This is a genomic window from Caviibacterium pharyngocola (assembly GCF_002795405.1).
Classification (GTDB): domain Bacteria; phylum Pseudomonadota; class Gammaproteobacteria; order Enterobacterales; family Pasteurellaceae; genus Caviibacterium; species Caviibacterium pharyngocola.
In genome coordinates, this window is sequence record NZ_PHGZ01000011.1 from 31360 (window position 1) to 42846 (window position 11487).

The following is an 11487-nucleotide window of genomic DNA, read 5'->3' on the forward strand; positions in this document are numbered from 1 at the left end:
AATGACAACAGTTCCTCTATTACAAGTTTCGGATCTTTCCAAATCCTTTGATGATAACGTCGGCATTTTCGGTACGACGCAATTTGCCGTCGTAGAAAAAATCAGTTTTAATTTAGAACACAAACAAACCCTCGCCATTATCGGTAAAAACGGTTCCGGCAAATCCACCTTAGCCAAAATGATTGTCGGTATTCTTAAGCCGACGGAAGGCGAAATTTTATTTAACGGCAATCGGCTGACTTTCGGCGATTATCAATACCGCGCCAAACATATCAGAATGGTGTTTCAAGATCCCAATACGGCGTTCAATCCGAAATTAAATATCGGACAGATTCTTGATGCGCCCTTGCGTTTAGCCACTCGATTAGACGAACACGAGCGCAATCAAAAGATTTTTAATACGCTGCGTTTGGTCGGGCTTTATCCGGATCACGCCAATGTAAAAATTAATACGCTGTCCATCAGCCAAAAACAGCGGGTTGCCCTTGCCGGCGCCTTAATTTTGGAACCGGAAATTATTATTGCCGATGATGCGCTCGGCGCGTTAGATGCGACGGTCAAAACGCAGTTGATGAATTTAATGCTAGAAATTCAGGAAAGATTAGGCATTTCATATATTTATGTCGGGCAACATCTCGGTATTATCAAGCATATCGCCGATAATCTATTGGTGATGGATAATGGTCAAATGATCGAATACGGCGAGACTCGCTCGATTTTCACTTCACCGCAAAACGAAATTACCAAACGTTTAGTGGAAAGCCATTTCGGCAGCGTACTTGATGATTCATCGTGGCGGGAATAATGCGAAAGTGCGGTCAAAAATGACCGCACTTTTGCTTAACTAAGGTTCATCAACTCGAAGTTGATGTAAAAAGGCTTTGGTTCGTTCGTGTTTAGGATGAGCAAACAACGACTGAGGCGAGCCTTGCTCCACAATCACACCGCCGTCCATTACCACCACCAAATCCGCCACTTCTAAGGCAAACTTAATTTCGTGCGTCACCACAACCATCGTCCAGCCTTCATTCGCCAACGCTTTCATTGTGTTTAGCACATCTTGCACTAATTCCGGATCCAGCGCAGAAGTCGGTTCGTCAAACAACATTAATTCCGGCTGAATCGCCAAGGCTCTGGCAATGCCGACACGTTGCTGCTGACCGCCGGAAAGTTGGTAAGGATACAAATCGACTTTATCCGCTAAACCGACTTTTCGTAGCAATGCCAAAGCTTCTTCGCGTACTTGCTTCGGATCACGCTTTTGCACTTGTATCGGGCCTTCCATTACGTTTTCCAACGCCGTTTTGTGCGGAAACAAATTATATTGCTGAAAAACCATACCGGATTTACGGCGAAGCGGTAAAATGGATTTACGCACGGATCTATCGGAAAAATCCACTTTTATCGGATTATCACGATGAAATTCGATCGTACCTTGTTCCGGTAATTCTAACGCATTTAAACAGCGCAAAAACGTGGTTTTCCCTGAGCCGGACGGCCCCAAAATTACCACGACCTGACCTTTTTCAATGTCTAAATCAATCCCGCGTAAGACTGGATTTTCGCCGAAGGTTTTATGAATATTGCGTACTTTAATCATTTTCTTCCTTGCGAATTAACGTGCAACATAACGATCCAAACGTTTTTCTACGCGCGCTTGAATAACAAATAACACAAAACAAAAACACCAATAAATCAAACCGGCTTCAATATAGACCGGTAAAAAATCGTAAGAGGAATTGGCGATTTGCTGCGCCACGCGAAACATTTCCGTCACGGTAACAACGGATGCCAACGAAGTATCTTTAAACAAACCGATAAAACTGTTACTCAACGGCGGTACGGCGACACGAAAAGCTTGCGGCGCAATAATTCGGCGGAATGTCTGCATATAGCTCATTCCAATGGTATAGCCCGCTTCCCATTGCCCTTTTGGCACGGATTGAATAGCCGCACGCACCGTTTCCGAACCGTAAGCGCCCACATTCAACGAAAAACCGATAATCGCAGCGGGAATCGGATCAATAAATACGCCAATCGCCGGTAATCCGTAAAACACCACCGAAATCTGTACCAACATCGGCGTGCCGCGAATAATCGAAATATAGACTTTAGCAACGGCTAAAAAAAAGCGATGAACAAGCCCTTCCGTCGGCGTCACGCGCAATAATGCGACCGCGACAGCAATAATCATTCCAAAGAAAAAAGAAACCACAGCAAGCGGTATTGAAACCAATACCGCCGCTTGAACCATCGGCCAAAAACCGTTTATCACCAATTCCGCACGAGCGTCGGTCATAAAGGGTAAGGAGGTTAATAAACTATTTAACACTGATATCTTTACCGAAGAACTGTTCGCCTAAACGTTTTAACGTGCCGTCATTGCGTAATTCAACAATAGCTTCGCTGATTTTAGCCAATGCGGCGCCATTGCCTTTGTTTGCGATTAAACCGGCACCGACTTTATCATCGGATTCCCAAAACGGTTTTAAACCTGAATTCGGGTTTTTCTTCAAATAATCCAACAAGGCTAAAGAATCGTTGAACGTCACGTCCGCGCGTTTTTGTTGGATTAATAATAAGCCTTGCGCCATTCCGTCGATAGGCACGATTTTCGCACCGTAATGCACCGCTAATTCGCCGTAATTCGAGCTTAAGGTTTGTGCCGCTTTCAGATCTTTCACGTCCTCAACTTTTGTAACACGCGTTTCATCATTGCGCGCAACCAACATCGCCCCGCTCCAACTATAAGGCTCGGATTTATCAAACGTCGCTTGACGTTCCGGTGTGGTCAAACCCACTTGATTCGCCACCAAATCAAAACGCCCGCCTTTTAATCCGGCTAACATTGCATCCCATTGGGTTTCTTTAAATTCAATGGTAACACCTAATTTTTCTGCGACGGCGCGTGTGACTTCCACATCATAACCGGTTAATTTACCCGCAGCATCGTGATAAGTAAAAGGCGCATAAGTGCCTTCCGTGCCGACCGTAATAACGCCTTTATTATTAATTCGATCCAATAAACTGTCTTGAGCAATCGCTTGAGTTGCCGTGCCGACGGCAAAAATAGATGCAGCTAAAAATGCTAATTTTTTAAACATAATCGTTCCCTTTTAAAAATAAAAAATGAATACAATAATCAAAAAAATATTGCCAAGGCATTGTAAAAGAAAACAAGCTTTTTACAAATAACTTTCAGGAATATGTTATAAAAAAGTAAAACCTAACCGATTAAGATACGTTCTAACGGAATGTCCCAATTTTCCGTCGGCAAGGATTCTACTTGTTGGCATTGATGTGCCAGCCCGACCGGAATAAAGGATTTTTCGCGCCAACCGCATAAAGTGCGGTCATAAAATCCACCGCCCATTCCCAGACGGTTGCCGTTTGCGTCGAAAGCTACCAAGGGTGTAAAAATAATATCCAACTGCGTTATCGGCACCACTTTTCTCACATCAAGCACAGGTTCGATAATGCCGAATTTATTTTTTTTCATCAATGTTTCCGGTTCATAATGTAAAAAAAGCAAATTCCCGGCGGAAAAAGGGTGTAACACAGGCAAACATACTTGAATGTTCTGCCGCCACAGTTGTTGAATAAGCGGCTCGGTGGAAATTTCACCGTCAAAAGACAAATAAACCGCCACACATTGCGCCTGCCGCCGTTCAATTAAGCGAAAGGCTTGTTCGGCAACACGATGCGCAGCGCCGATTTGTTCAAGTGCGGTTAAATTACGGCGTTTTTTACGAATTTCATCGCGAATTGCGCGACGTTGTTGTGAAGATAAAAGTGCGGTCATTATTTCTGAAATAAATGAGAAAGGACCCGAGATGCCGCTGCGGATGGTCGGTCCTTGAACCCTACGGTTCAAGGGAATCGGTTGTAATCGTTTTTAGGCTTCTTACATCAGGACCGGAGTCAAGTTAAGCGTGCACACCAACAATAGGAAACCAATTCATAAAGTTTTAAGTATCGGCTCAGGGACGTAATCCGCGGGCAAACACCTCAGGTAATCTTTAAATTAATACTAACTTAATTTGATCTTCTTGACTAGCTTAATTTCTCCAATTCTTAGTCAAAATCACATTATTTAATCAAAGGGTCGTTTTTTGACTTAAAACGCTTTCCAACGAACTGTCCAATTGCTGAATTCTCGTCATCACCACATTTTCAATCAGCTGACTTTTTTGCTGTTCTTGAATAAGCTCATAGCTTAAATTCAATGCAACAATGGACAACACCTTCTCCACCTGCAAAATCCCTGTCCGCTCCTTCATCTCCGATACCCGCTGATCCAACACCCTTGCTGCTTGACGCAACGCTTCGTGCTGCTCCTCCGGACAATTCAACCGCAAAACCTGCCCTAATACCGGTAATTCAATGCTTTTAGACGACATAAGTTCCTCTACTTAAACAAATTAATTCGCCGCTTATTATGCCATAGCAAATGTTTTTCGTCATAAAAATGAGAGAAAACTTGATGACGATACTCTCCATAACAACCTATAATTGCGCGACACAGAGCAAACATAATAAATCTATTATTATATGTTTTCTTAATATGATGATAATTCTGCTCCTGCTAACGTTTCGTTAAAACGAATAGAATAAATGAAATAACATATTGATATTAAAATAAATTTAATAATTCTATTCAGAAAAATGATAAACTGTTTTGACTTTTACGCAAGGAAAGGGTGAAATGAAGAAACAAACTATTTTATATACAGAATTAAAGAAGAAACTTAACGATGCGGGGGTTTTCGCGTCACCGTCGGAATTGCACGGTTTTTTAGCCGGTACGATTTGCAGCGGGGTCAATGAAAACAACTGGAGGCAGTTGGTTTATCAGTTGACTAACGATTATCAAGCCTATCCGACGAGCTTGCTTAAAGATGTGGAACAGATGTATCAACATATTAAGCAAACTTTGTCCGATGCGAATAATTTCGACTTCGAGCTTTGTTTAAGCGATGAAGACGATGTATTTTCGCGGGCGGACAGTTTGGCGGAGTGGGTGAATAACTTCTTGCTTGGTTTGGCGCTCAATCGTCCGGATTGGGAGCACGAACACGGCGAGCTCGGCGAGGCGGTGAGCGATTTGCAAGCCATTGCGCAGCTGGGTTATGACGAAGATGATGATCCGCAGGAACTGGAAACGTCTTTAGAAGCGTTAATTGAGTATGTGCGAACAGTAACCACCGTACTTTATACGTTCTACCGTTCAAACCAAATGACTTCAAAACCTGTTTTACATTAGTTTTTGACGGAGAAATAAAATGGATCTCGCTTATAAAGCGAACATTCCGGCGCAAGAGTTTATTTTGCGCCGGCAGGCGGTGTTCGCGCAAATAAAAGATAATTCCGCCGTATTAATTTTTTCCGCGCAGGAAAAAATTCGCAGTAACGACTGTGCTTATCCTTTTCGCCAAGACAGCTATTTTTGGTATTTAACCGGTTTTAACGAACCGGATTCGGCGTTATTACTGATTAAGCGTCAAGGCGAATTACAAACGCATCTTTTTTTACGTCCGTCCGATCCGTTAATGGAAACTTGGAACGGTCGCCGATTGGGCGTGGAAAAAGCGCCGACTAAGTTGACGGTGGATTTCGCCTATCCGATTGAAACGTTCGGTGAGAAATTGGCAGAATTAAGCGAAAATTTGACCGCACTTTATTACAAGCGCGAGCAGCAACAATGGGGCGATGCGCTACTGGAACAAAGTGCGGTGCATTTTTCGCAATCTTTTTGCTGGGCGCCGATTTTGGATGAAATGCGTTTATTTAAGTCACCGAACGAAATCGCTTTAATGCAACAAGCCGGACAAATTTCGGCGCTGGCGCATATTCGCGCGATGCGTGAAACGCGTCCGAATCGTGCGGAATATGAAATCGAAAACGAGCTGTTATACGAATTTAATCGTTTCGGTGCGCGATATGCGGCGTATAATAGCATTGTTGCGGGGGGCGAAAATGCCTGTATTTTGCATTACACGGAAAATGATCAGGTGTTAAAAGACGGGGATTTGGTGCTAATTGATGCCGGTTGCGAATTTGCGATGTATGCCGGCGATATTACCCGCACTTTTCCGGTGAACGGAAAATTTACCCAAGCGCAAAAAGAAATTTATCAGCTTGTGCTGCAAGCGCAAAAACACGCGATTTCTCGCCTTGTGCCCGGTGCGAATATCCAGCAAGTGAGCGATGAAATCATTCGGATCAAAACGGAAGGTTTGGTGCGTTTAGGCATTTTAACCGGCGAGGTGGACGAATTAATCGCGCAACAAGCCTATCGCCGCTTTTATATGCACGGTTTAGGGCATTGGCTGGGGCTGGATGTTCACGATGTCGGCAGTTACACGAAAGATGCTCAAGACGGCGATCGCAACGGCAAGCGGCGCGATCGTCCGTTGCAAGTCGGAATGGTGTTGACCGTCGAGCCGGGCTTATATATTTCCTCGGACGCCGACTTGCCGGAACAATACAAAGGGATCGGCATTCGTATTGAGGATAATATTTTAATCACCGAATACGGCAATAAAATTTTAACCTCGGCGGTGCCGAAAGAAATCGAAGACATAGAACGCTTAATGGCTTAGAGTACGCTTATGCAATATGATGTTATCATTGTCGGCGGCGCAATGGCGGGGGCAACCTTAGCGCTCGCGCTCAGCGCCGAAACGCAAGGCGCAATGCGCATTGCCGTGTTGGAAAAGCAAACGCCGGCGCAACATAATCAAAGCGGGTTCGATGCGCGTTGTATTGCGCTGTCGGACGGCAGTTGTCGTTTGTTTGATGAAATTCGTTTGCCGGATCAGCGCAGCTTATGGCAAACGTTGCAAACCGTTGCAACGCCGATTCGCAATATTCACGTTTCCGATAAAGGACATTCGGGCATTGTGGAATTCGATGCGCAAGAATTTCATTTACCTCAATTAGGCGCCGTGATTGCGTTGAGTGCAAGTGGCGACATTTTGCTTGAGGCGATTCGCTGTTATCCGAATATTGATTATTTGGCGCCGGTGGAAATTGAAAATATCCAAATCACGGACAATCACGTCGATATTGCGTTAAAAAACCACCGCACTTTGCAGGCGTCGTTGTTGGTCGGTGCGGACGGTACGCGTTCGCAGGTCGCTTCGGCGGTCGGCATTGCGCAAGAATGTGTGCGCCAATATGAGCAAACGGCGATTATTGCTAACATTGCCGTGCAGCAAGCGCATCAAAACCGCGCCTTCGAACGCTTTACCGCGGAAGGGCCGTTGGCATTATTACCTTTCGAGGGAAATTTAATGACCTTGGTTTGGTGCGTTAAAAATTCCGAAGAATTACTCGAAGCGGATGATGCAGCATTTCTCCAGCGTTTACAACAACGCTTCGGTTGGCGTTTGGGAAAATTACGGCAATGCGGGCGACGTTCGGCATATCCGTTAAATTTATACCGTGCCGAGCGGCATATTCACACGCGTACCGCACTTATCGGCAACGCGGCGCAAACATTACATCCGATTGCCGGTCAAGGTTTTAATTTAGGAATTCGCGATGTAATGACCTTATCCAAACTCATTGCAAATGCTTATAAGACCGGCGATGACATCGGCGCTTACGCGCATTTGCAGCAATACGAACGAATTCGGCGTGCGGATCAGCAACAAATTATCGGCTTAACCGACGGTTTGGTTTCTATTTTCGCCAACGATTTATTACCGTTGCAAATCGGACGAAATCTCGGTTTAGCGGCGTTAAGTTTGTGCTCACCGTTGAAACGGCATTTTGCCAAACCAACTTTAGGTCGAATATCCATTAAGGAGAACCAATGAAAACCTTTGATCTTGTTATTATCGGCGGCGGGATGGTCGGTCTGGCGCTGGCGGCGAGTTTGGCGCAGCAACCGTTAACTATTGCCGTTGTGGAATCTTTTCCGCCAACTATTCCTACGGAACGGCTAACCAATCGCGTGAGCGCATTAAACTTAGCCAGCCAAGAATTTTTAACCGAATTAGAGGTTTGGCAGGCGATCTGCGCATTGCGTGCGACGGCATATGATCAAATGCAAGTTTGGGAAAAAGACAGTTTCGCTCAGATTCAATTCGACACGGCGGGATTGGGGGTCGCGCAGTTGGGACATATCGTCGAAAATCATTTGATTCGATATGCGTTATGGCAAAAGGTGGCGGAACAAAAAAACGTCGAATTTATCACCGCACTTCCGCAAAACATCGGAATTACCGAAAGTAATGCGGTTTTATCCTTAAATAACGGACAAATGCTTTCGGCGAAATTGGTGGTCGGCGCGGACGGGGCAAATTCGTGGCTACGCAAACAGGCGGATATGCCGTTAATTTTCCGCGATTACGGACATTCCGCCTTGGTGTGCAACGTTGAAACCGCCGAACCGCACACGCATTGCGCGCGACAAATTTTTGCCGCAGACAGTATTTTGGCATTTTTACCGTTACATCAAGAAAATTTATGTTCGATCGTATGGTCGCTACCGCCGGAACAAGCGGACGAGTTGCAACATTGTGACGAAGATGAATTTAATAAGCGTTTAAGCGTGGCATTTGATAATAAATTAGGCTTTTGCCGCCTTGTCGGTGAACGTAATGTGGTCAAACTCACGGCACGTTATGCGCGCGATTTCGCCCGACCGCGCATTGCACTTATCGGCGATGCCGCGCACACCATTCATCCGCTTGCAGGCTTAGGGGTAAATTTAGGTTTTCAAGATGCCCGTTGCCTTTCGCAAGAAATCAGTAAGAATTTAGCGCAAGGCGTTGATCTCGGCGAATACCGTTATTTGCGGTATTACGAACGTTCGCGCAAAACCGAAGCGGTTAAAATGTTTATCGCGATGCAGGGGTTAAAAGATCTGTTTAACGGTGCAAATCCGCTGAAAAAACTGATTCGCGGTATAGGACTCAGCGCAACGAATAAGATGACATTAATTAAAGAACAACTCATTAAACAGGCAATGGGAATTTAACTGATAAAACGCCGCTAACACGGCGTTTTTTTATGCAAAATACACTCGAAATAGTGTGCAAAATTGAAACGAATTGCTCAAAAAAAAAAACAAATGTATAATCCCGCCGTTCTTTTGTTTTTTTTAGGTCTTTTTATGCGCACATCTATTCACAAGCTCAAATGGGGATTATTCAATTTAATTGAAGGCGATTTTATCGGTCAATATGCCCGCACTTACGGCGAATGGTCGGAAGTGGAGGTGCAATTCTTCCTGAGTCGATTGTCCGAAACCGATAATGTGATTGAAGTCGGTTCCAATATCGGTATGCACGCCGTTCCTATCGCGCAAAAAATATCGCAAGGCAAGCTGTTTTGCTTTGAGCCGCAACGGGTGATTTTCCAAAACTTATGCTGCAATTTATCATTGAATCAATTAACCAACGTTTATACTTATAACGAAGGTGTCGGCGCACAAGAAAATTACATTGAAATCGCTACGTCCAATTATGAAACGGCGTGGAATTACGGTAGCTTTTCATTGGATAAAGGATTTAATACCGAAGGAGAATTCGGCGGCGTCATTGATAAACAAGTGATTCGGGTCAATAGTCTTGATCGCCATCCTGAAATTCAAAAATTAAATTCGCTCGCCTTATTAAAAATTGATGCCGAAGGATTTGAATTAAATGTGCTGGACGGCGCTAAAGAAACTATCGGACGCCATAAACCGATCATTTTCTTGGAAGCGCATCCGGATAAAGCGGCGGGTTTGGTTAACTATTTAAGCGAGTTAGATTACCGTTGTTACTGGTTTATTTCGGATCGTTATCAACCGAATAATTATTTTCGACAAGAAAAAAGTATTTCCGGTTTAGATTTTAATTTAGCTTGTTTCCCGCGCACTTCCGAAGACGGGTTGGCGGACGAATTACGCGCAGATAGCCATTTTTCTCTCGAAAACATTCCGCTCGTTACTTATTCTTAATAAAAAATACCGCACTTATATTGATTCGATAAGTGCGGTATTTTTTTCGATGATTTTACACCGAACCCATTTTTTGCTATCCGGCAACGCTCGGTAAGAAACCCCATTGAATGAAAAACGGAATAATCATAATGATCACACCGGTAATCAATGAGATAACCAAAGCAAGATTGCCGCCGGCAACGCGGTAAGGCAAATTAGGATGCAAACGACGCGCGCGCCAAGCCAGTCCGATCGGCAAAATTAATCCGTAAAAAGCAAACAACAACCCTGCATAACTCAATGCGGCAATAAATCCTTCCGGATAAAATAATGCGAAAATTAGCGGCGGAATGAAGGTTAAAGGAGCAAGCGACATTCTGTTCGCCGGAAGATTTAAGCGTTTTAATAAATCGCCGATGCCTTCAAAAATACCCATCGCCACACCTAAGAAAGAAGTGATTAGAGCTAAGGCAGAGAAAATTCGTACCACCTCGCCTAAAATTTCACTTCCCGTAATTTGTCTGGTTGCTTTAACCAAGCCGTTCAGCGAGGGATCTGCTTGCAAAATCGCGGTAAATTCATTTTGGCTGAGTACTCCGTGCGTAGAAAGCTGCCATAATACATAGGCGACGAGCGGAATTAATGTGCCTAATAATATCGCCGTGCGAATTTTGCGAATGTCAGCTTCTAAATAAGTATTAATGCTTGCCATAATGACGTGGAAACCGAATGAGGTGAAGAAAATCGGTACGGCGGAAATAATTAATGCGTTATCTAAAGGAATCGCCAGTAAATTATCCACTTTGACCTTTGGCAACATCATCAGTAAGACGAGCATAAATGCAATAATTTTTCCGGAAAAAAGTACGCGGGTTAGCCCGTCAACGCCTTTAATGCCAATCACGACAAAAGCGCCCAATAATAATGTAAATAGGATAATGCCTGTTTGTAAGGTAAAATCTTGTTCGCCGATATTAATTGTCGGTAATAAGCCTGCCAATAATGAACCACCGCCGGTTACATACGCCGATAACAAAGCATAAAGTAGCACTAGCAAGCTGAATGTCGCTAAGATACGCCCCGTCATTCCGAAATATTGTTCCGCAAGACTGGCCACACCAACATCGGTTCGCGGAGCGGTTTGATAAACCTCCATAAATAACAAGCCCGTGTAAGTCAACAACAGCCATAAACCGAGTAATAAGGCGAATGTCGCACCAAATCCCATTCCCGCCGAAGTGAGCGGCATTGCTAGCATTCCTGCGCCGATTGTCGTACCGGCGATCATTAATGCACTACCTAAAATTTTATTTTTCATAAATGAGAGTAACTCCTTAATTCTCATCAATATTAATTAACCCTGTGATTAAAATAATCTGCGTTTTTATACCAAATACAGCCGCAAATAGCCAGTTCAAGACTAAGAAAGTGCGGTGATTTTTGCTCAAGTTTTCTTTTTCTAAACCCGCAGTTCCACCTTTCCATTTTCCTCAAAAACAAAAAAACCGTCAGTCTCTCAACTCACGGTTTCTCTAAATGTTTTATTAAAC

The 11487-nt window shown here is 44.1% G+C and carries 12 protein-coding genes and 1 other RNA gene; 6 read left to right on the forward strand and 7 right to left on the reverse strand.

The window, feature by feature from the left end; genetic code table 11:
- The first annotated feature begins 1 nt into the window (after position 1).
- Positions 2–805 (forward strand): peptide ABC transporter ATP-binding protein, encoded by an 804-nt coding sequence (locus tag CVP04_RS05310; RefSeq protein ID WP_100296483.1) that lies wholly within the window; start codon positions 2–4, stop codon positions 803–805.
- Between the two features lie 39 nt (positions 806–844).
- Here CVP04_RS05310 and CVP04_RS05315 read toward each other — a convergent pair whose 3' ends face one another.
- The 6 genes from CVP04_RS05315 to CVP04_RS05340 all read right to left on the reverse strand — a co-directional run bounded on the left by CVP04_RS05315 (position 845) and on the right by CVP04_RS05340 (position 4400).
- A complete protein-coding gene (locus CVP04_RS05315; protein WP_100296484.1) occupies positions 845–1600 on the reverse strand; it encodes an amino acid ABC transporter ATP-binding protein in 756 nt (251 codons plus the stop codon).
- A gap of 15 nt (positions 1601–1615) precedes the next feature.
- The gene (locus tag CVP04_RS05320; protein ID WP_423738291.1) at positions 1616–2299 is read right to left on the reverse strand and encodes an amino acid ABC transporter permease; all 684 of its coding nucleotides are present in this window, start codon (positions 2297–2299) and stop codon (positions 1616–1618) included.
- Positions 2300–2321: 22 nt separating this feature from the next.
- Positions 2322–3104 (reverse strand): amino acid ABC transporter substrate-binding protein, encoded by a 783-nt coding sequence (locus tag CVP04_RS05325; RefSeq protein WP_100296486.1) that lies wholly within the window; start codon positions 3102–3104, stop codon positions 2322–2324.
- A 122-nt stretch (positions 3105–3226) separates the two neighbouring features.
- Complete coding sequence (locus CVP04_RS05330; RefSeq protein WP_100296487.1) at positions 3227–3802, reverse strand: 5-formyltetrahydrofolate cyclo-ligase; 576 nt, start codon at positions 3800–3802, stop codon at positions 3227–3229.
- A 19-nt stretch (positions 3803–3821) separates the two neighbouring features.
- Positions 3822–4018, reverse strand: a non-coding RNA gene (gene ssrS, locus CVP04_RS05335) — 6S RNA.
- Positions 4019–4097: 79 nt separating this feature from the next.
- On the reverse strand, positions 4098–4400 hold the full coding sequence (locus tag CVP04_RS05340) for a cell division protein ZapA (protein WP_100296488.1): 303 nt from the start codon (positions 4398–4400) through the stop codon (positions 4098–4100).
- Positions 4401–4705: 305 nt separating this feature from the next.
- Between CVP04_RS05340 and CVP04_RS05345 the strand changes: the two genes are divergently transcribed.
- The 5 genes from CVP04_RS05345 to CVP04_RS05365 all read left to right on the forward strand — a co-directional run bounded on the left by CVP04_RS05345 (position 4706) and on the right by CVP04_RS05365 (position 9955).
- Complete coding sequence (locus CVP04_RS05345; RefSeq protein WP_100296489.1) at positions 4706–5263, forward strand: UPF0149 family protein; 558 nt, start codon at positions 4706–4708, stop codon at positions 5261–5263.
- 19 nt (positions 5264–5282) lie between these two features.
- Positions 5283–6602: a Xaa-Pro aminopeptidase gene (gene pepP, locus CVP04_RS05350; RefSeq protein ID WP_100296490.1), complete on the forward strand. Its 1320-nt coding sequence runs from the start codon at positions 5283–5285 to the stop codon at positions 6600–6602.
- Positions 6603–6611: 9 nt separating this feature from the next.
- Positions 6612–7823: a 2-octaprenyl-6-methoxyphenyl hydroxylase gene (gene ubiH, locus CVP04_RS05355; RefSeq protein ID WP_100296491.1), complete on the forward strand. Its 1212-nt coding sequence runs from the start codon at positions 6612–6614 to the stop codon at positions 7821–7823.
- A complete protein-coding gene (locus CVP04_RS05360) occupies positions 7820–8989 on the forward strand; it encodes an FAD-dependent monooxygenase (protein WP_100296492.1) in 1170 nt (389 codons plus the stop codon). Before ubiH ends, CVP04_RS05360 begins: the two co-directional genes overlap by 4 nt.
- 135 nt (positions 8990–9124) lie before the next feature.
- Positions 9125–9955, forward strand: coding sequence for an FkbM family methyltransferase (locus CVP04_RS05365; protein WP_100296497.1), 831 nt, complete (start codon positions 9125–9127; stop codon positions 9953–9955).
- Between the two features lie 76 nt (positions 9956–10031).
- On the opposite strand, the gene CVP04_RS05370 is transcribed toward CVP04_RS05365, so the two are convergent.
- Positions 10032–11255 carry an aromatic amino acid transport family protein gene (locus CVP04_RS05370; protein WP_100296493.1) on the reverse strand — a complete coding sequence of 408 codons (1224 nt, stop codon included), beginning with the start codon at positions 11253–11255 and terminating at the stop codon, positions 10032–10034.
- Between the last annotated feature and the right edge of the window lie 232 nt (positions 11256–11487).